Consider the following 18,705-nt stretch of genomic DNA (forward strand, 5'->3'; position numbering starts at 1 on the left):
GCTATTTTCTTAACGGCTTCTGCTTTAAATTCGTCACTGTAGGTTCTTACTTTCTTGGTCATGGTAAACTCCAGTTAATACGCTTAGTTTACCAAGTTTAGTTGTACGGTTTCTTCAGCATAGCTCAGTCAGGTGTATTTCGAGAACTTATGAGTTATACAGATATATTGCAAAAACCGAATTTATCTATAAAGTAATAGGTTAACTTGATAGATACTGGAGCCTGAAGATGATTGCTGAATTACAAGGCAGTGAGTTAACCAAAGCAATCTTGGAAAATGTCAGCAACTATGTATGGTGTGCTGTCAGCAACGTTAGCGATGATTATGCTATCGCAACCATAGATAATGGTTACTACGAATTACTGGTTCCTATTGTAGCTTTCAATAACGACCAGTTCGTTTGTGATAAAGGTGAGCTATGGGAATATGCTGTCTCAGTAAAGAGAGTGGCGCTTACTCAAGATGATGTGGAGCTATAACTTACTATTAATATAATGACTGTTATACTCTGCATGTAGATTGGTTTTGCAGTCTATGCATGAAAATCTACCATCTGTCTACAACTTCTTGTTCTAGCTGACAATACATCTGTACTATTTATTTATAAGCTCATCTGTCTAGCCACCGATATTTTGCAACGATAAATAGAACAGGTTCGAAGATGCTCAAGTAATTGCTGTTATGAAGCCACTTGTTTAGCTTACTAATCATTGTCATTGAATAGGAGTAACAACATGGATACAGTAACTGTTGGAAGCGAATTGACTCGTTCAATGCTTGAGGAAGGTTATCAAAGTATATGGTGTGCTGTGAGTGACGAGAGTGATGAGAATGCTCTAAAAGATCAGGTAGGTAATGACTTCACATCTCGCATTATAGCTTTTGAAGATGGCCAGTTCTATTGTACGGGCGGTATGCCTTGGAAATATGCAGTGCCAATTGAAATAGTGGCATTGACGCGATATGACTTTTCTTTTTAGTGAACAAACATAACTTAGATAGGTTTGGATAGTTATCGCCGAAAGTAAACCCTAATAGTAAGATATTTAGTTAAATAAAATGCGCGACTGACAAGGCCATTCAAGCGATGCAATATAAAGCTTGAATGGCCTTTTGTGTTTTAGAGCCAATTTGAAAGCTATCTATTATTTCAAAAATTCAGGGCGCATAAAGGCTGGGTTTGGATACGTATAAAATCCTTCACCAGTCGCGAATCCTAGTTTGTTTTGATCAATTAATTGCTCTTTTAAATATTGAGCAGCTTTGAACCTCACAGGATTTTGAGTTTTTTCAGCAGATAGTTTTGTGATGTTGTAGGCAGTGTTGATACCGATAGTGTCCAATATGGCAAAGGGACCTGACGGCGCGCCAGTTACTATCATCCACGTTTTATCTATCGTATGTGGGTCGGCAACCTCTTTTGCAACCAATTGCAAAGCTGCATCTATAAAAGGCGCCAACAAACTGTTCATGATATAGCCGGGTTGCTCTTTATCCAGCGGCATTGCCACCATACCGATGGCAGTAGCAAAAGCAACAACCTCATCAAATACTTTAGGATCTGTCCCAGAATGTCCCATGATTTCGGCGACATTATGCATCCAAATTTTATTGGCAAAATGTAGCGCTAAAAACTGAGCAGGTCGTCCCGTTGATTCTGCAAACTGGCTAGGAAGTAAGGTTGAGGTATTGGTCGCAAAGATGGTTTTCTCTGGCGCTAGTTTGGCAAGTTTTTCATAAAATTCGATTTTAATTTCAGGAATCTCGGGAATGGCTTCAATCATCAGCTCAGCATCTTTGATTGCTTCTGCTAAGTCTGAGGTGTAGCTGAGATTATCAAAAGCCTTATCCAGCTGCTCTTGAGTTGCCCTCAAATCCTTTCGAAAAGCCTTACACATCAATTGAAATTTTGACTTTGCTTTTTCTAAAACCTCATCATTGATGTCATAGACACTGACATTAAAACCATGAAATGCGGCCTGAAAAGCAATTTGATAGCCTAGGATGCCGCTTCCAGCGACAGTTACATTTTTATACGTCATTGTATTTATTTCCTAATAGTAGTGGATATAAGTTGCTAGATAAATGTCTAGAACTTATAGATCTATTATTAGATGGTTTTACCTTATTATTCAACCTTCATTTTTATAAAAACATTAAAGAGAACCTAAAAATCTCGCTATGCAGGTATCAGATAATTTCATACTACTTAACTTATTATATTATTAAATAATTCAACAGCTTACTAATAATATTACTAACTTTACACCTAATGATTTTATGATAATTGAAGGCTAATTTCATATCATAACGACATTTTTAATGACTGTTGGTGTCAAAATATTGTCGACGAGGTTGTAAAGGAGGACGTAAGCAGTGATGTACGATGAAAGTCGTATTTAACGCATTAAGTATGCAAGGCAGGCTATTATCCCTATTATTATCCCTATTATTATCCTTACGTATAAATCCGTTGCCACATTCGAAGGTTTACACCTGTATCACGCACCATCTTCCAACTGTGCTTATGTGCGTAAGGATTGCATTATCGAAGAATGCAGCTAGAGTGGACAAGCCTATTGACCTGTCTAAAGGTTATTAGCAGTAGTAAGCCTGTTTTTGATGTAATGATTCTCGCAAATGCGATACAAGCAGTTTCAACTTTTGGTCCGGTTGCCGTGCCTTGGGGTAAACCGCATACATACCCATTTTCTTTCGTGTAAAGCGCTGCAAAATCTGAGTGAGCGTATTTTGCTGCATTTCTTCATAAACAAGTGCTTGTGGTAAAAAGGCGATACCTAGGTCGCTGAGAGTCGCTTGTTTAATCGCATTAAGATGATTGCTATGAAACCGACCCTGTACAGGAAGCAGTTGCTCCGTGCCATCTATATATAGCGGCCATATACCATTCGCCGTATGATCAAACTTATAGACCAAACACTCATGACTCCGTAATTGTTCAGGGGTTTGAGGTGTGCCATGTCGCTCTAAATAGTCTGGTGTCGCACATATGACCCACTGGCTATCTATAAGACGTCTTGCAATGAGTGATGAGTCTTCAAGCTCTGCTGTCCTTATCGCCAGATCAAACCCTTCTTCTATCAAATCAACCAATCGATTGGTAATCTGTAAATCTACTGATATTTCTGGGTGTTGTTTACAGAATTCGGCAATGGATTCGCTCAATATTAGATTTGCAGAGACCGCTGGCATAGTTATACGTATGTTGCCTTTCATGTCCTCACCATAGCCTGTTACGGCATTTTCAGCTTCTTGAAAGGCAAATTTAGCGATTTTAGCTTTGTCATAAAGCGTCCTTCCTGCATCGGTTAAGCTTAACTTTCTGGTTGTCCTATACAGTAGCTGTGCATTTAAGCTCTCTTCTAATCTTACAATACGTTTGCTTACCACTGAATTCGTTAATGACAGCTTTTCAGCGACCCGAGAAAATGACCCTTCATCAACCACTTGGACGAATAAAACCATATCGTCAGCTTTGCCCATACTTATTCCCCAATTGGTGTAATACGTTTTGGATTATAGCAAAAAAAGAAAATAACATTATCCTTTGATGCAATATATCAATGTATCGACAAGGCGTAGAATATTTTAGGGAATTTTGAGCATTTGTTTATTTAACCATTCTATTAATCATGTCACTGACAGAGATTGTCTTCGGCTTCGTCTGACCGACAGCGTGAAGTTATAAAAACAAATGCTTAAATGAAGTTGTTCAAGGAAGATTACACGATAAAAAAAGGACTATGATTTTGAATCAAACAATATATGGACTGTTGGCATTACTGCCAATCGTTCTCTGTGGTATTTTTTTGATAGGCTTGCAATGGTCAGCCAAAAGAACCATGCCAATCGTTCTGGCGGTTACTGCCGCGCTTGCCCTCTTTGTATGGGATATGACGCTTAATCGCGTGTCTTCATCTATTATTCAGGGAATGGTCATTACCGTCTCAGTATTGTGGATCGTATTTGGTGCTATTTTTTTATTGAATACGTTAAAGCATACGGGTGCCATTGCCGTTATCCGTGCTGGGTTTACCAATGTATCGCCAGATAGGCGGGTGCAAGCCATTATTATTGCTTGGTGCTTTGGCTGCTTTCTTGAGGGAGCGGCTGGCTTTGGTACAGCGGCCGCTATTGCCGCGCCTTTACTCGTCGCGATAGGATTTCCAGCGCTAGGTGCCGTGTTAATGGGAATGATGATACAAAGTACGCCTGTGTCATTTGGTGCAGTCGGTACGCCTATCGTTATTGGCGTAAACAAGGGATTAGATACAGTAGCCATTAGCACCCAATTGGCACAACAAGGACTAGAGTGGGGCGATTTTTTACAACTGATTACCAGCCAAGTAGCCGTTATGCATGGTGTCATTGGTACATTTATGCCACTTTTTATGGTGATGATGCTCACGCGCTTTTTTGGTAAAAATAAAAGCTGGAGAGAAGGCTTCGCTATTTGGCCATTTGCTATTTTTGCGGGTTTGGCATTCACAGTCCCTTATACCCTAACAGGTATTTTTTTAGGGCCAGAGTTTCCATCATTGGTCGGCGGTTTGGTCAGTATCACTATCGTTGTTAATGCGGCAAAACGTGGATTTTTAGTACCAAAAACCACATGGGATTTTGAACCGAAAAAAAGCTGGCCAAGTGAATGGCTTGGTAAGCTAATGGTTAGCAAAGAAGACATCACTCCTGCGTTGAGTGATAAAAAGATGTCCACGGTCATGGCATGGTTCCCTTATTTATTGGTTGCCCTTTTATTGGTGTGTTCTAGAGTATTAACAGGCTTTCAGTCTTTGCTGAACAGCGCGACAGTAGACCTAACCTCGATTTTAAGTGAGGCAGATATCAGTGCCAGTTTTAGTCCTTTATACTTACCAGGCGGCTTGTTATTAATCAGCGCCTTGGTTGCTGCGGCCTTTCAAACGAACAAACCTGTCAATGCACTAAACAATGCCTTTAAAGAATCAGGTAAAACTGTACTAGGGGCCGGATTTGTCCTTATTTTTACGATTCCAATGGTTAGAATTTTTATTAATTCAGGCGTAAACTTATCAGATGTGGCGAGTATGCCTGTCGCCAGTGCAGAGTTGTTTGCGGGTACTTTTGGTAGTGTTTTCCCCTTAATCAGTGCAACCATTGGTGCGTTAGGTGCCTTTATCGCGGGGTCTAATACCGTATCCAACATGATGTTCAGTCAATTCCAATACGAAGCCGCCATGAGCTTACATATTTCACCTTCTCTAATCATCGCGGCTCAAGCAGTTGGTGCCGCTGCTGGTAATATGGTTGCAGTACATAATGTGGTGGCTGCATCAGCAACGGTGGGCCTACTCGGTATGGAGGGCGCCACACTTAGGCGTACTATTTTACCTACCATCTATTATGTGTTGTTCTGCGGGATTATCGTTATGGCTGCCATTTATATTTTTGGTTTTCAAGGGCCTTTAGCATCATGAGTGACACACAATCACCAAATAAAGAGCGTCATATGCCGTCATTAAATAGAGCTTCATCAAACCTTTTCTCATCAAACATAGCGCATCAAGACACACTCCATCCTGAGCAAGTGTTAGGCAAGCTAACCCATTTACTGGGAGCCGGCAATGTACAGGCTGATCCGGAAAAAAACGAACACTATAGAATGGGGTGGCGTTCTGGCGGCGGCAGCGCTTTGGCTGTTTTGTTTCCGCAAACGCTGCTGGAGATTTGGCGTAGTCTAGAAATATGTGTGGAAGGCGACTGCATTATTATCATGCAAGCAGCAAAAACAGGGCTGACGGAAGGCTCAACCCCGAGCGGTAATGATTACGATAGACCAGTGGTTGTGATCAATACCCTTGCAATGAATCAGTTGTATTTGGTGAATGATAACGAGCAAGTGATTAGCTTACCTGGCGCCACGTTGCACCAATTGCAAAGTCAGCTTAAAGCCGTAAATAGAGCACCTCATTCAGTCATAGGTTCATCGACGTTGGGTGCGTCCATTATTGGTGGGGTCTCTAATAACTCAGGTGGGGCTCTTGTGAAAAGGGGTCCTGCTTACACCGAGCTTGCGTTGTTTGCACAAATAAACAAACACGGTCAGCTGGTGCTAGTCAATCATCTAGATGTAGAGTTAGGAGATACCCCTAAAGAAATACTCACTAACTTACAAACAGGTAATTTCGATAAAAGAGAACTACCTGACACTGGCAAGTTGGCATCTGACAAAGAGTACATCGCTAGAGTAAAAGATGTTAATGCAAGCACACCCAGTCGTTTTAATGCTGACAAGCGGAGACTGTATGAAGCAAGTGGGTGTGCTGGCAAGCTGGCGGTATTTGCAGTACGTCTTGACACTTATCCAACGGCTGTAAAAGAGAAAACCTTTTATATAGGCACTAATAGTGTGAGTGAGCTTGCACAGCTCAGAAGGCAAATGTTATCGAGCTTCGATAATATCCCTGAAGTGGGTGAGTATATGCATCGTGATATATTTGATGTATCTGCTAAGTATGGTAAGGACACGTTCCTGAGTATTAAGCATCTCGGTACCAATGCCTTACCTAGATTGTTTTCTATCAAAGGTGCTATGGATGCAAAATTCCATAAATGGTCATGGATGCCAAAGCATTTCACTGACAAAGTCATGCAGTTCATCGCCAATATATTTCCAAAGCATTTACCGAAACGAATGCTAGAGTATCGCGACCAATATGAACATCATTTAATCTTAAAAATGAGTGATGATGGCATAGCAGAAGCACAGAATTTTCTTGAGGCGTTCTTTGCCGTGTCAGACACAGGTAACTATTTTGAATGTAGTCAAGAAGAATCAGAAAGCGCCTTTTTACATCGCTTTGCCGCTGCAGGTGCCGCATTACGTTATGAAGTGATACATGAAAAAGAGGTCGGCGATATATTGGCATTGGATATTGCCATACCACGTAACGAATTAGAATGGCTCGAAACCCTACCTGAAGACATTGAACAACACTTAGAGAAGAAACTCTATTATGGACACTTCTTTTGTTATGTATTTCATCAAGACTATATTCTGAAGAAGGGTAGTGATGCACATCTTGTTAAAAAAATGATGCTAGAGCTACTGAGCGCACGCGGAGCCAAATATCCTGCTGAGCATAATGTCGGACACCTATACGAAGCGGAACCTGATTTGCAGAACTTTTATAAAAGTCTAGACCCAACCAATACCTTTAATCCGGGTATTGGTAAAATGTCGAAAACCAAACGCAATTGCTCGTGCTGTTTATAACTGAATTCTATAACTGATATTTAAAACTGGCCATGGGCTGATTATTTATCAGTTGCTAAGTTGCTGAATAGTTCAGTGTTTGTCTATTATAAATTGTTCAATACATCCTCAGAAGCACTGCCGATTGGTAGTGCTTTTTTATTATTTCTCGGTAAATGTATCAGCAGCCTCGAGTTCAGAAGCACATTTATTCAAAATGATTTTGTTATCTATTGTTAAATACCAGTCGATGCTATGTATAATGCAGCACTAGCATAGCTTTCACTCAGTATGGCTTTCACTCATATGCCTTTAATAAGAAGATTACATTATGTCAAATAAGCGTCCTTTATATATTCCTGTTGCTGGACCCGCTCTTTTAGAGACACCTTTATTGAATAAAGGTAGTGCTTTTTCATCAGAAGAACGTAGTAGCTTTAATTTAACGGGGCTATTACCTCATAATATTGAAACGATTGAGGAGCAATCATTACGTGCTTATCATCAACTAAGCTCATTCACTGATGCGATGGATAAGCATATTTACTTGCGTAACATCCAAGATACCAATGAAACCTTATTTCATCATCTAATTGAGCAGCATATCGAAGAAGTCATGCCGCTCATTTATACCCCAACCGTTGGTCAGGCGTGTGAAAAATTCTCGCAAATCTATCGTCGTAAACGGGGTTTGTTTATCTCATATCCTGAGCGTCACAAAATCGATGATATGCTACAAAATGCCACCAAACAAAACGTCAAAGTGATCGTTGTTACTGACGGTGAACGTATATTGGGGCTAGGAGATCAAGGTATTGGCGGTATGGGAATTCCAATCGGTAAGTTGTCTTTATACACGGCTTGTGGTGGTATTAGCCCAGCTTACTGTCTACCTATTTTGCTAGATGTCGGCACCAACAACCAACAGCTGCTTGACGATTCTATGTATATGGGCTGGAGGAATCCGCGCATCTCTGGCGATGAATATAATGAATTTGTGGACTTGTTTATTCAAGCCGTTAAGCGCCGTTGGCCAGAAGTATTATTGCAATTTGAAGATTTTGCTCAGGAAAACGCGACCCCGTTACTGAATAAATATCGTGATCAGCTATGCTGCTTCAATGATGATATTCAAGGGACTGCTGCGGTATCGGTTGGTACTTTGATTGCAGCCTGTCTAAATAAAGGTCAAAAACTTAGCCAACAGAATATCGCATTTTTAGGCGCAGGATCTGCGGGTTGCGGTATTGCTGAGCATATTATTCGCCAAATGCAGCGTGAAGGATTGACTGAAGAGCAAGCTCGTAGTCAAGTATTTATGGTTGATCGCTATGGCTTATTGACAGATGGCATGACAGAACTGCAAAAATTCCAAGAACCGTTAGTACAAAAAGAATCAGCTATTGCAAGCTGGGATAAAAGTAAGAAACTCGGCTTAGCGCAAGTGGTTAAACAAGCAAAAATCACCGTATTATTTGGTGTTAGCGGACAAAAAGGTCTGTTCACCCAAGAAGTGATCGAATCGCTATGTGCTAATACTGAGCACCCAATTGTACTACCGCTTTCAAACCCAACGTCTCGCGTGGAAGCAACGCCGCAAGAAGTCATGAATTGGAGTAAAGGCAAGGCAATCATCGCAACGGGTAGTCCTTTTCCTCATACCACTTATAACGGTCAGTCGTTTGAGGTTTCTCAGTGTAATAACAGCTATATTTTCCCTGGTATTGGCCTGGGTGTTTTAGCAGCACGTGCGACAGGTATCAGCGATAATATGCTAACGGCAGCAAGCCAAGCCCTTGCAGATATATCAATGGAATACGAAAAAGCACCTGGTGCCATACTACCGCCGATCAAAGTTATCAGAGAGATCAGTGAAAAAATAGCGTATGCAGTGGCATTGCAAGCGGCACAAGATAAGCTAGCACTACCTATCACATCGGAGAACTTACAACGCCGATTAAAAGCGAACTTTTGGTTACCTGAATATCGTAACTATCGCCGTACTTCTTTCTAGGTTAGAGATTAGATAGTTAGCTATTATCAATATTACAAACACCATAAAAAATCACCTTAACTTGAACAGTTAGGGTGATTTTTTTTATCTATGCATTAATATAAAACTATAGGGTCTGTATGGTCGCTTGTTTTGGTGGTGAGTTAGTCAACGCCTTGATAATTGCAGGTATTTTAAAGGTATTCTAAGAGGTGTTAGTCGATACCTCTATCGTTAAGGTATGGAAGGTTAAGGTGTATTATAGACACGCAATAAAAAACCCTTGTAGTGTAAGGCTTACAAGGGTTGATTGGTACTACTCATATCTTAATTGGTGCGCCCACCAGATTCCAAACTGTAAACATAAGATACTGATTTATATGGTTTTATTTATTGTTATAACTGGCGATACCGTCATGGATACCGCCATTCTTTGAATTGGCTCAGTAATTTATACCAGTTCGAATCCCGCTTTTGGATTCTAACACGGTTATGCTTCATCTTTCTCATAATCATTTAGCTTTTCAACTATGTCGTCAATTTTGACTTTAAGCCACTTGTTGGGTCGACCTTCTAAATCAGGCTCAGGTAAAAAGCCTTCTCTGATTTTAGCTTTTAAAGCAGTGTCACTCTTAAAGCAAAATATTTGCTTGATGTCACTAGTGGTGTAGTAGATACCTGTCATTATGATAGCTCCTTATTATTAAACATTTGAATTATCTTATTAAGTGTTATAGGTGTGGCAGGTCTAGTAGTCCCTGTTGGACCAACAGCGCTACTGCCATTTAGTGCTGGCTGATAAGCTAAGATGTATAGTGACTCCAATATGTCTAACTCTTCTTTCTGGCATGCAACAAAGCTCATGCTGTCGAAGTCTTTATCTTTATGACTAGCTACGCGACTGGCTATATTTATGCTTTGACCTATATAAACGATTTCATCGTCTTTTATCAAAAAGTAAACACCACAAGCATCGCCATAGGTTTTGGACTTTTCTACAATTGCTGATTTTGGCAGTAGGTTGAATTTAGTCTGTTCAAGAATGGGTGCGATATCAGTTAAATTCCCCATCAACATATCAACCTCGCTCACCAGTTGATCCTTAATTTCCTGCAGGTCTGCTATATCGGTTAGCAGGGAGCCATGCTGCTGGCTTAATATCTGACGGTATTCAGCCTGTTCTATGACGTGAGGTTTCTTGATTTCCAAGTTTCTATTTATTGCATTTTGGATCACGTCTCTAACCAGGTATAAATGTTTGTACCCACGGCCACCATTATGCTCAACTACTTCAAAATTGATTGGATGTTCCTTTGCTTTCAAACTTTGAATATATGAAGTAACGTGCATATCACCTATTCGGAATATTTTGGCCATTCCACCTGCTGTCATCTTTTTATCTAGGATATTTCTATCAATAAAATTAGGCAGCGCATCAAGGTCAATATCAGTTTCAATCGTTGCCATTGGTAGTCACCTCATAATCCACTAAAACATACTCATGGTCTTCAATACGCTTAGCTTCAACCTCAAAAAGTAGGGTATCGCCTTGCATCACATAAAGTATATTTTCGTTTTGATTAAAATTTTGATAAAGCGCAATGCCATTTTTAGTACCGCTGATACATTCCGCTTCGCCACCTTTTATCGTTTTGATTTCACCTAGCTCACTCACAATCATTCTCCTTATGCAGTAACGGGATTTCGTTCAAGAGCGTCAATAAAATAAACAAAACGCCAAATATCACCTATTGAATCCATATAGCCATCGTCGTCATAGTCAACGATGACCGCTCGAGTAAAATTAGCCATCCTTTTTGCCTCATCTGGTGACTTATTACTGAATCCACATATCGCTCCATAACCATCATCAAGCCACTGCTGAACCTCAGGCTTCGGCACCAGATGGTTATCCATCAAAACCGCATGATGCTCTTCGTCTGTAGTATCAGCAGTTCGGCAGCTGGTCACGATATACATAAGGTTTTTATTACCATTAAATGTGAATATATTAGTAATGCCATCCACAGGTTTTGAGCTGTAAAAGCGTACTGGCACGTCTTTTACCTTGTAATGCTTCCCGATGATTTTGCCTATCTTGCCTAAGTTCTTTAAATAGTTACCATTGAGCAATACGTTCTTGTCTTTTTCTTGTTTGATATCCTCAACGTAACCTGCGACAGCGCGCTTAACATCTGGGTATTTACCATCAATCAAACCTCTAAACGTTCTAAAGTCTTCGTCTTTGGCGCAAACAAGATCGCCGGTTGAGGCTTGTAGATGGATATTGTATTTGGTTTTGATAGCGTCTTTGATGCAGCGACGGTTAATGATGTAAGAGAAGTCACTACCTTCGTAGTCTTCACAGATAATCCAGCGCAATAGTTGATGACCATCAGTAGAGTAGGCCAATACTTTATTATCACCACCGACGAAGTAAACGCCTTCCAAGTAATATCTAACATCTGATTTGGCGGCTGCACATAACATAGCTTTTAGGTAAGCTCTTTTTAATTCGATTAAATCCATGGTGTATTCCTTTTTGCGTTCATTTACCACACGTCGGGCAGACAGTGGGCAATCCCAAATCAACTTCTAGCAGCTCAGCGGCTAGGGCGGTCATTTCTTCTTCTGTGTATTTCATAATCATTCCTTGGTTGGTCCAAGCGATGTTTTGCTCAGACCATTTATTTGATTAACCCTTAGCGCTCATATCTTCAGCGACCACATCCAGCGTATCGTTAAGCATCTTGATATCGCCTTCATCAAAGTCTTGCTGCTTATCAGCTATCAAGCCGCGCATACGCTCAACGTCTTCAGGAGTCTTGGCAGCTTTTACATGCTTCATGATGCTGTTGTATTCATCAGATAAGACGATGGATTGTTTTTGATCAGCGAGCGCTTGGCGTAGCGCATTAACATCTTCATCTTTGATATTGATAGCTGCATTGTTAACCATCGCCGCAATCTCTTCTCCGATTGGTTTAATCTGCTTAACATTGGTGATTTGCTCAATCGTGCTTAGTAGTTCGCTTGTGTCGTAATACTCAATCACTGGTGCTTCAGCGGTTGGCTGCTTTGGCTTAACACGGTCAAGTAGGGCGGATGCACCGGCATTTTTAGCACTTGGTGTGACATTGCGAGGCACTTCGTTATTACCACGGTCAGCCAGTTCATCAGGTGTATAAACACCTAAGATAACGTCAGGGCAATGCAGACGGCTAAAACGCTTGGCTGCTAGGTATGCAAGCTGTTGGCGTGGATCAGCAGCCCATAATGGCGAGTTACGAACATGACCAACTTGTGCCATAGTCAGTGATAACTCGGTTGCCTCATCGTCACCTTTAAACGTAGCGCGGCAGATGACGCCAATGTCAGTAGATTTGTCGTCTTTGCCTTTAACCTTCGACCAATCACCAAAGTATTCAAACTTGATACGATCAACGATAGGTGCGCGGTTGTTAATTACAGCGATAACAAGCTGTGCCTCATAGCCCAATGTGCCATTAACTAAATGTGTCTTTTGAGCTACTGCGTATGGGTCCATTCCCCAGCGTAGTGATTGGCCAATAATTGCAAAACAATCACCGACGTTACCTTGTAGATGCTTTGGCACAGTGCAAGCGCCTTTAGCCATCATTTCAGCTAAGCGATTGCACTTGTTGAACAGGTTGTCATCAAGCGTGATTTGCTGTGGTGAGTATTGTTGATCTTCCATTACTGCGATTTCTTGGTGTTCCATGGTAGTGTTCCTTATTTAAAATGGTATTTCGTTTGCTTCGATTAAGTTTTCTAATAGCAGGGTGGCTATGTTTGCTATCTCTCTTTCTATCTCGCTAATGGCTTGGTCATAAACGCGGTCAATAATCCAATCAGCATTTTTTTCTAGTGATTGGGTAAGTCGTGGTGTGTTAACGATAGAATTGTTTTGTAGTATCCTGCCATCGCTTACATCAAGCAGCCTTAAATAAGCACCGTTGTTGATTGAGTCTTGTGCCCTTCGCATATCACCAATTAAAGCCTCTTTTTCCTTAAACAGATCAGCAAGCTGAACGGCATGGTCTCGATTGATTTTGTTTGGATTTACGTAATTATCACTCATCACTTAACCCTCATCACGCGGCTTTCGCTTTGTTTGATATACTGCTCAGCAAGCTCAGGCATGTCTTTTTTAAATTGGCTGCTATTAAAGCGGTTGCTCACTTGCGTCTTGTAAGTAGCGACCACCTCACCATCGATTGCCAATGCCTCGTTGTCTTGTATTTGACAAATCAGGTCGGTCTGGGCGAGCTCAAGCGCAGCCTTAACTTCTTTTTCTTGCGCCTTTAGTGACTCGTAATGCTCAAAGGCCTTGGCAGCCTCGCTGTCTAGCTCAACATCAAGCGTGGTATCAGGGTCATGGCACGGGTATTTGTCTTTGGCGTTTTGCAATGTCGTCGCGTCAGGCTCAATCCCTGCTAGTACATTGTTGTGCCAAAAGTCGTGCGCGGTTTCAAAGAGCACATCAATCAGGTCTTGGTTGCGCTCAATCTTGTACTGACGGTATTTGTTGCCACCGATAAGCACCGCCATGTGGCAGACATCAACACCGGTCACGCCCATATACCACTGCGCTTGGCACTGGTACTGATCGGGTACTTCGTCGCTTTCCTCGTTGCCCCAATTTTTGCCAACGTATTCGCTAGCGGTTTTAATCTCGACAATCTCATTGGTGGTTAAACGACCGTCTTTGAAACGGACGTTACCCCAACCTTTGACGTGACTATTCACTACAGCGCGGTCAATGTTAGCGATGGCCCAGCGATGCTCTGGATGACGCATCAAAAAGTTAACATTCTGAATCTTCAGGCCACTGCGTTTGCTAAATTCACGCGCTACTGTGTCTTCAAGTACGGTGCCCCAATACGCAAACTCATTCATATCTTCGTCAGATAAAGGCTGCGTCTTAGACTGGTAAATGTCGTAAGCAGTGGCGTAGGGCGATACACCAATGATGGCTGCTATGTCACTGCCACCGATGCCAGACTGACGTAGTGCGAGCCAATCTTGACGACTTAGGTTGCTGGTCTTGATAGCGTTTTGATCTTGCTGTTCAAACTTGATTGCAGTTCCCATGGTTATTCTCTCCCGTATGCTTTTGCGATAAATTCGTTGGCGTGTTTTGCATTCTGATATTCTTCAGATGCGTAATACGCGTTGTCTTGGTCATCTGCTACTTGGTTATCTAGTAGGTCATACTTGTGCTCAATAATAAGAGCGCGATGGCCTTCGTCCTCTCGAGCAAGTGCGCCTGGTACCACAATGAATATCGCACCCAACACCAGAGCTATAATCAATAGGATTACTAAGTTTTCAGCTTTCATGGCATGCTCCTTATGCGGCGTAGTAGCTATTGGATGGTTGACGTGCTTCGATGTTGCCTTCGATGAAGTCCTTGATAACTTCGATGATCTGCAACTTGTCATCGGCGGTCATTGTGTAGCTATCAAGCGGCAAGTCGTCATCTGTCTCAGCGTCAAATATCTCAACGATGTTCAGGTCGCTAACACTGTTAACCTCAATCCAGCTATTACCTTCATAAGCTAAGTGACCGCCCCAATATTCGTTACGCTCGCCATGCTCGTCATAGTCAGCGCTGTATTCGATGTGCAAGCATTTATCGCCAGTTAGGACGTAAACGTTGCCATTACTTGATGCGTTGTTGTCAGCATCGTTGTCTAATCTCATTTGGTGTGCCATAATCTTTTCACTCCTTAGTGAGTAAGCCCCTTTAGATGTCGAGTCGGTAGGGGCTTTTTATTGTCTAAAATTTGGTACTACCGTTAATCCAGTAGTTGTTTAATCCCAAGTTGTTAAATAGTTTCGACTAGGTTGTTGCTAGCTGATGAGGTAATAATATCGTAATCACGATATAATGTAAACCGTTATTGCGATGATAATTAACGTAAATACGATAATTATGTGTAAGTTAATGTAATGACGATATTTACAGGCACAAAAAAACCGCCAAGGATGGCGGTTCGGTAATAATAAATTTTTAGTCTCTATAACCTCGTACAGTGCACCTACAACCCTCTATAGGCTCAAAGAAATGCTGATCGAACGCACGATCTAACTCACCATTCAAAATATTAAAACCTTTACCGCTGATATCTAAACAAGGCTGAGTTGCGTAATTATCATTAACCATATCAAACTGACCTTGTTTGAAATAGCCATCTTCTTTTAACTTGGTAAGTGCATCAATTCTAGGCTTCATCAGTGCAAACCATGATTTATAGTATTTTTCATCATTCCATCTATCGTCATCAATCTTACAGAATTTACCAGCTTCTACTTTGTACTGCTCATCCACCAACTTATAAATATCGCTGAATTCTTGCGGCTTAAGCTTTTCTTCTAGCTCATAGAGAAACTGCAGTATATCGACATTGGCAAACTTAAAGCGTACTGGGCCTGAAGCTAGTTTGTTGCCAGCTACAATACCAAAGCGCTCTTCTAGTCTATGTTTTTGCTCATCGTTAAAAGCGGTTTGGTACCACCTTTGTAATCCGAAGAACTCAATTAAGCCACCATTGATATTTTTATCAATAGCAAAGGTTTCTAATGGCGGTAATTCGGTCGGTAGTTTAGGCTCAGGAACTGTAGAGGAAATATCCTGGGGTTGAGGGTATTCTGGCTGTATTGTCGCTTGCTGATGATGCGCGTTCTGATGCTTAGGCAGGTCTTCTTCTAAGCCTCCGCATTGCGAGCATGTCCATTTGCCAGCAATAGGTTTAGTAAAGACGTGATAAATAGCTATAAATGCCCAGCCGATTATCCATATGCCAAGGCTAAATATAGCCAGTACAAGGTGCATTAACCAGCTTATCTCCTTGTTATTTCTATAATGCAGAGTAGATCTGCCATCGTTCGGACAAAATATTACTTTCTGTTGTACCTTATCTGCCATATCGCTCGCCTGAATATATAAATTGGTAATTTACTCGACTTTAACCGATTGGTAACTATTCGGCAACTGTTCACAATGTATATTATGACCTTAATTAAATATATAAGCACAAAAAAACCCGCTCAATGGCGGGTTGGTTAATAGGATGAGCAATAAAAAACCCACTGTGAGGTGGGTTTTTTATTCTGCATTAGTAAGAAAAATAGTATTATTTCAAAGCAGATTTTTTCATAGCTTCAAATTTCTCTATATTAAAGAATTTATCTTCCGAGCTAAGTTCAAGTATAACAGTATCTTCAATTTCTACATCGTCAAAACTAGAGTATTTGTCTTCAATGATAGGAAGTATAAGTTGACCATTAGATAGTTCCACAATATTTTTAATTTTCTTAAGATCCTCAATAGCAATAATTTCTACCTTATCTTGTGTTGCAAATCTTGGAAAAGGTAAGTCTATCCTATCATCTTGGATATAAGCCATGTAAGCAGTATCAAAAGCGGCTACTAACATTTGTTTTTTTCCACTACCAACATTTTGAGTTACTGAATTAATATTGAACTTAAATGATGTATTTTCTTCGTTTGAAGAGAATGTAACATACCATAGCTCTCCATATATAATATTAGAATATTGAGAAAAATAGTTGTTAAATATTTCAATATTTTTTCTCTTGAAATTGTCGATACTATCTTCTAGTTTTTCTGAAATAAACTTAAGTTCTAATTCGTACTTGTTTTTCTCTAATACAGCATCTTCTAGTTGGTTTAACTGTGTTTCTATACTTGATATATCAATACTTAAACTCTCAATTTCACTATTAAGTTCTGTATATTGACGTAATGACCCCATTTTACCTAGCTTCTCAAGAATAATATTATATTTATGAGTAACCTCTCTATAACTACTTTGAGCTAAGTAGATTTCCTGATCAATTCTATTAATACGGTCTTTTAAGTAGGTTCTTTCATTATCTATCATCGAGTTATGAAAATTTACTGTTTGCTCAAACTTACTGTGTACTAATATATTTAGTAATTTAGCCTCTTCATACATATAGCCAATAGTTTTAGTATCTTCTTTAAAACTATTATTTTCTATAGTAATCAGACGATCTTCTAAAATATTATTATCTAACGTTAGGTTTTGAATAATATTGGTGAGGTTGTTTATTTTTTCTTGTAGAAGAGTAAGATGGCTTGAATCCACATCGTACTTTTCATCAATTCTAAATATATTTCTTTGTCTTGATTTAATGTCTAATTCATTTTTTAATAAAGAAAGTTTTTGTTCTAAACCTTCTGGTATTATGGACTTCAATGATTTATGTTTTTTTTCAGATTCTATACGTTTCTTCTCTATTAAAGATTTATTCTCTAGTATTTTTGGAAGATTGAATCCAAAAAGGAAAAAGTGTATCAATTCGTACTGGCTGTCGGAGGTACCTTTGTAAAGATATTTTAATATATTGGATATCTCTAAATCACTTCTCCTAACAAATTTTGGTATTAATTGTCTAAATGAAGGTTTTTCTATGTCGCTATGAAATAGTTTGATTTTGAGCTCGTGATTATATTTTTTATCATTACTGTAAATATTATTATTTATCTTATTTATAACTTTTATAGGATTTTTTTTACTTGAATCATAAGTAATATGACGAGATATAGTAAAATCTTCTGAACTTTCTTCAAAAAAGTATTTAGATAAACGAAGAGTGAAAACGAGTTGGTTTACAGTTATAAAATTTTCAACAGTTTTATTTATGACTTTAGACTCTTCATCTTCATAAAACTCTTTAAGCTTTCCTCCTAGACAAAAATTTAAAGACCGTATCAACGTAGTCTTTCCTAAATTATTTGAACTGCCATTTTCATCTATACGTCCAACAATTAGATTTAATCCTTTTTTGAAAGGAACTCTCCTTATCTCTAAATCTCCTGAACTAATTATTAGTTCCTTTATGTACATAATATATTTTCCCTTTATTATTAGATCTAACTAATCCAAGCATTTGCAGCCAATCTAAGGTTAGCATGAACCTATTGAAGGTGATGGGAGTAGAAGTATCAAATAAAATATAAAGCTCAGTGAGATGAAAATCTTCTTGTGAAGATAACTTCATAAACTCAGCAATTTTTGACCCTAGGTAATAAAGTGATATGCTAGGATGGTTTTTATTAAGAATCAGCATTTTATATCATTATCTTAAACAGGTGGCTTAGAAAATATTTCACATTTGGCAAAAACATGAAAAATTACAGAATCAGCATGTGATATTTCTTCTAAACTTAAAAAACTTAGATATCTAGACTCAAGCTCTTGAGTTATTTTTTCATCTAAACAACATATTATATCATCGGGAGTAAGGCCTTTACATGATAGCATCCTATATTTCTTTGCTACATAATCTATTATTAATTTTCTAATACCTGGATGACCGTTTAATTCTAAGGAATTTAATCTGCTTTCTACTATTGAATAATTGTCTCTATACTTTTCAAT

At 39.6% G+C, this 18,705-nt stretch carries 20 protein-coding genes; 5 read left to right on the forward strand and 15 right to left on the reverse strand.

What is annotated here, in order from left to right; genetic code table 11:
- Positions 1-229 precede the first annotated feature (229 nt).
- Positions 230-481 carry a hypothetical protein gene (locus JMX63_RS13175; RefSeq protein ID WP_201572859.1) on the forward strand — a complete coding sequence of 84 codons (252 nt, stop codon included), beginning with the start codon at positions 230-232 and terminating at the stop codon, positions 479-481.
- Positions 482-736: 255 nt separating this feature from the next.
- Positions 737-982, forward strand: coding sequence for a hypothetical protein (locus JMX63_RS13180; RefSeq protein WP_201572861.1), 246 nt, complete (start codon positions 737-739; stop codon positions 980-982).
- 165 nt (positions 983-1,147) lie between these two features.
- Here the strand turns inward: JMX63_RS13180 and JMX63_RS13185 are convergent, their stop codons facing one another.
- Both JMX63_RS13185 and JMX63_RS13190 read right to left on the reverse strand, forming a co-directional pair.
- Positions 1,148-2,044, reverse strand: coding sequence for a 3-hydroxyacyl-CoA dehydrogenase (locus tag JMX63_RS13185; protein WP_201572863.1), 897 nt, complete (start codon positions 2,042-2,044; stop codon positions 1,148-1,150).
- A 556-nt stretch (positions 2,045-2,600) separates the two neighbouring features.
- Positions 2,601-3,506 carry a LysR family transcriptional regulator gene (locus JMX63_RS13190; RefSeq protein ID WP_201572865.1) on the reverse strand — a complete coding sequence of 302 codons (906 nt, stop codon included), beginning with the start codon at positions 3,504-3,506 and terminating at the stop codon, positions 2,601-2,603.
- Positions 3,507-3,772: 266 nt separating this feature from the next.
- On the opposite strand from JMX63_RS13190, the gene JMX63_RS13195 reads away from it, so the two are divergent.
- From JMX63_RS13195 to JMX63_RS13205, 3 genes are all read left to right on the forward strand, one after another.
- Positions 3,773-5,479, forward strand: coding sequence for an L-lactate permease (locus JMX63_RS13195; protein WP_227673337.1), 1,707 nt, complete (start codon positions 3,773-3,775; stop codon positions 5,477-5,479).
- 32 nt (positions 5,480-5,511) lie between these two features.
- Positions 5,512-7,278 carry a D-lactate dehydrogenase gene (gene dld / locus JMX63_RS13200; protein WP_201572890.1) on the forward strand — a complete coding sequence of 589 codons (1,767 nt, stop codon included), beginning with the start codon at positions 5,512-5,514 and terminating at the stop codon, positions 7,276-7,278.
- Positions 7,279-7,588: 310 nt separating this feature from the next.
- Positions 7,589-9,271, forward strand: a complete 1,683-nt coding sequence (locus JMX63_RS13205) for an NAD-dependent malic enzyme (RefSeq protein WP_201572869.1) — start codon at positions 7,589-7,591, stop codon at positions 9,269-9,271.
- A gap of 469 nt (positions 9,272-9,740) precedes the next feature.
- Here JMX63_RS13205 and JMX63_RS13210 read toward each other — a convergent pair whose 3' ends face one another.
- From JMX63_RS13210 to JMX63_RS13265, 13 genes are all read right to left on the reverse strand, one after another.
- Positions 9,741-9,935 carry a hypothetical protein gene (locus tag JMX63_RS13210; RefSeq protein WP_055124058.1) on the reverse strand — a complete coding sequence of 65 codons (195 nt, stop codon included), beginning with the start codon at positions 9,933-9,935 and terminating at the stop codon, positions 9,741-9,743.
- Positions 9,935-10,717 carry a GIY-YIG nuclease family protein gene (locus JMX63_RS13215; RefSeq protein ID WP_201572871.1) on the reverse strand — a complete coding sequence of 261 codons (783 nt, stop codon included), beginning with the start codon at positions 10,715-10,717 and terminating at the stop codon, positions 9,935-9,937. Before JMX63_RS13215 ends, JMX63_RS13210 begins: the two co-directional genes overlap by 1 nt.
- Complete coding sequence (locus JMX63_RS13220; RefSeq protein ID WP_201572873.1) at positions 10,704-10,925, reverse strand: hypothetical protein; 222 nt, start codon at positions 10,923-10,925, stop codon at positions 10,704-10,706. The genes JMX63_RS13215 and JMX63_RS13220 overlap by 14 nt, the downstream gene beginning before the upstream one ends.
- 11 nt (positions 10,926-10,936) lie before the next feature.
- Positions 10,937-11,779 (reverse strand): DNA polymerase III subunit beta family protein, encoded by an 843-nt coding sequence (locus JMX63_RS13225; protein WP_201572875.1) that lies wholly within the window; start codon positions 11,777-11,779, stop codon positions 10,937-10,939.
- A gap of 166 nt (positions 11,780-11,945) precedes the next feature.
- Positions 11,946-12,992, reverse strand: coding sequence for a RecT family recombinase (locus tag JMX63_RS13230; RefSeq protein ID WP_227673339.1), 1,047 nt, complete (start codon positions 12,990-12,992; stop codon positions 11,946-11,948).
- A gap of 15 nt (positions 12,993-13,007) precedes the next feature.
- Positions 13,008-13,352 carry a hypothetical protein gene (locus JMX63_RS13235; RefSeq protein ID WP_201572877.1) on the reverse strand — a complete coding sequence of 115 codons (345 nt, stop codon included), beginning with the start codon at positions 13,350-13,352 and terminating at the stop codon, positions 13,008-13,010.
- Positions 13,352-14,365: a YqaJ viral recombinase family nuclease gene (locus JMX63_RS13240; RefSeq protein ID WP_201572879.1), complete on the reverse strand. Its 1,014-nt coding sequence runs from the start codon at positions 14,363-14,365 to the stop codon at positions 13,352-13,354. Before JMX63_RS13240 ends, JMX63_RS13235 begins: the two co-directional genes overlap by 1 nt.
- Before the next feature lie 2 nt (positions 14,366-14,367).
- Positions 14,368-14,613, reverse strand: a complete 246-nt coding sequence (locus JMX63_RS13245; protein WP_201572881.1) for a hypothetical protein — start codon at positions 14,611-14,613, stop codon at positions 14,368-14,370.
- A 10-nt stretch (positions 14,614-14,623) separates the two neighbouring features.
- The gene (locus tag JMX63_RS13250) at positions 14,624-14,989 is read right to left on the reverse strand and encodes a hypothetical protein (RefSeq protein ID WP_201572883.1); all 366 of its coding nucleotides are present in this window, start codon (positions 14,987-14,989) and stop codon (positions 14,624-14,626) included.
- Positions 14,990-15,287: 298 nt separating this feature from the next.
- Positions 15,288-16,109: a hypothetical protein gene (locus tag JMX63_RS13255; RefSeq protein WP_201572884.1), complete on the reverse strand. Its 822-nt coding sequence runs from the start codon at positions 16,107-16,109 to the stop codon at positions 15,288-15,290.
- Between the two features lie 301 nt (positions 16,110-16,410).
- A complete protein-coding gene (locus tag JMX63_RS13260; RefSeq protein WP_201572886.1) occupies positions 16,411-18,171 on the reverse strand; it encodes a DUF2326 domain-containing protein in 1,761 nt (586 codons plus the stop codon).
- Complete coding sequence (locus JMX63_RS14695; protein WP_406947855.1) at positions 18,146-18,394, reverse strand: ABC-three component system middle component 6; 249 nt, start codon at positions 18,392-18,394, stop codon at positions 18,146-18,148. Before JMX63_RS14695 ends, JMX63_RS13260 begins: the two co-directional genes overlap by 26 nt.
- 14 nt (positions 18,395-18,408) lie before the next feature.
- Positions 18,409-18,705, reverse strand: a 297-nt coding sequence (locus JMX63_RS13265; RefSeq protein WP_201572888.1) for a hypothetical protein, incomplete at its 5' end; no start/stop codon positions are given.

This window comes from Psychrobacter nivimaris (assembly GCF_904846365.1).
GTDB classification, from domain to species: domain Bacteria; phylum Pseudomonadota; class Gammaproteobacteria; order Pseudomonadales; family Moraxellaceae; genus Psychrobacter; species Psychrobacter nivimaris_B.

Bases quoted from the DNA above. Each gene is read 5' to 3' on its own strand.
- JMX63_RS13210 (WP_055124058.1), bottom strand. From the start codon at position 9,935: ATGACAGGTATCTACTACACCACTAGTGACATCAAGCAAATATTTTGC.
- JMX63_RS13180 (WP_201572861.1), top strand. From the start codon at position 737: ATGGATACAGTAACTGTTGGAAGCGAATTGACTCGTTCAATGCTTGAG.
- JMX63_RS13175 (WP_201572859.1), top strand. From the start codon at position 230: ATGATTGCTGAATTACAAGGCAGTGAGTTAACCAAAGCAATCTTGGAA.
- JMX63_RS13235 (WP_201572877.1), bottom strand. From the start codon at position 13,352: ATGAGTGATAATTACGTAAATCCAAACAAAATCAATCGAGACCATGCC.
- JMX63_RS13250 (WP_201572883.1), bottom strand. From the start codon at position 14,989: ATGGCACACCAAATGAGATTAGACAACGATGCTGACAACAACGCATCA.
- JMX63_RS13230 (WP_227673339.1), bottom strand. From the start codon at position 12,992: ATGGAACACCAAGAAATCGCAGTAATGGAAGATCAACAATACTCACCA.
- JMX63_RS13190 (WP_201572865.1), bottom strand. From the start codon at position 3,506: ATGGGCAAAGCTGACGATATGGTTTTATTCGTCCAAGTGGTTGATGAA.
- dld (WP_201572890.1), top strand. From the start codon at position 5,512: ATGCCGTCATTAAATAGAGCTTCATCAAACCTTTTCTCATCAAACATA.
- JMX63_RS13260 (WP_201572886.1), bottom strand. From the start codon at position 18,171: ATGTACATAAAGGAACTAATAATTAGTTCAGGAGATTTAGAGATAAGG.
- JMX63_RS13255 (WP_201572884.1), bottom strand. From the start codon at position 16,109: ATGCACCTTGTACTGGCTATATTTAGCCTTGGCATATGGATAATCGGC.
- JMX63_RS13240 (WP_201572879.1), bottom strand. From the start codon at position 14,365: ATGGGAACTGCAATCAAGTTTGAACAGCAAGATCAAAACGCTATCAAG.
- JMX63_RS13205 (WP_201572869.1), top strand. From the start codon at position 7,589: ATGTCAAATAAGCGTCCTTTATATATTCCTGTTGCTGGACCCGCTCTT.
- JMX63_RS14695 (WP_406947855.1), bottom strand. From the start codon at position 18,394: ATGCTGATTCTTAATAAAAACCATCCTAGCATATCACTTTATTACCTA.
- JMX63_RS13215 (WP_201572871.1), bottom strand. From the start codon at position 10,717: ATGGCAACGATTGAAACTGATATTGACCTTGATGCGCTGCCTAATTTT.
- JMX63_RS13225 (WP_201572875.1), bottom strand. From the start codon at position 11,779: ATGGATTTAATCGAATTAAAAAGAGCTTACCTAAAAGCTATGTTATGT.
- JMX63_RS13245 (WP_201572881.1), bottom strand. From the start codon at position 14,613: ATGAAAGCTGAAAACTTAGTAATCCTATTGATTATAGCTCTGGTGTTG.
- JMX63_RS13185 (WP_201572863.1), bottom strand. From the start codon at position 2,044: ATGACGTATAAAAATGTAACTGTCGCTGGAAGCGGCATCCTAGGCTAT.